A 757-nucleotide genomic window follows, 5' to 3' on the forward strand; every position below is an offset into this window, starting at 1 on the left:
AGCGGCAAGGGCGCCACGCGTGGGCCTCGTGGGCCAGGGCGTGGGGGTCCCGGGGCAGGCCCTGTGCATGGGCGGCCCGCTGGAGCACGGGGTCCTCGGCACAGAACACGTCGGGGTCGCGCAGGGCGTGCGTGGCGATCCGCGCGACGGACCGGGCCGCGAGGCCGGGCAGCGCCCGGAGGGCGGCGGCCGTGGCCTCGCGGTCCGCGTCCTGTTCGAGCGTCAGTGTTCCGTCGGCGACCGCGCGGGCCAGGGAGCGTACGGTCGCGGCCTGCCGGACGCCGAGTCCGAGGGCGGCGGGGTCCGCGTCGGCGAGGGCCCGGGCGGTGGGGAACAGCCGGTCGGGTTCGCCGTCGGGTGCGACCGCCCGCTCGCCCCAGCGGGCCGCGAGCCGCCCGCAGAGCCGGGCGGCCTGCTCCGGCGGGTGATGCTGTTCGAGGACGGTGCGCACCGCGAGTTCGAAGGCGTCGGCGCAGCCGGGTACGCGCAGCCCGGGTGCCGCGTCCGCGCGGGGCCGGAGCGCGGGGCTCGCCCTGAGGGTCTCGGCGACGGCCGCGGGGTCGGCGTCCAGGTCGCACAGGTCGCGGCAGCGGCGTACGGCGGCGGTGACGTCGCGCAGGTCCTCCAGGGTCAGCCGTACGGGCACCTGCCGGTGCCTGCCGCCGCCCGTGCCGCTCCGCGCGGCGCCGGGAGCGAGGTCGAGCTCGGCGAACCCGGAGCCCCTGGGCAGGCGCAGGGTCCGGTGGTAGCGGTGGCC

Annotated in this window: 1 protein-coding gene; it reads right to left on the reverse strand. The window is 79.7% G+C overall.

What is annotated here, in order from left to right:
• The coding region (locus tag K6I34_RS37670) for a DNA-3-methyladenine glycosylase (protein WP_275127239.1) at nucleotides 1-757 on the reverse strand (757 nt) is incomplete at both ends.

This window comes from Streptomyces sp. UNOC14_S4 (assembly GCF_020740835.1).
Taxonomy (GTDB): Bacteria; Actinomycetota; Actinomycetes; order Streptomycetales; family Streptomycetaceae; genus Streptomyces.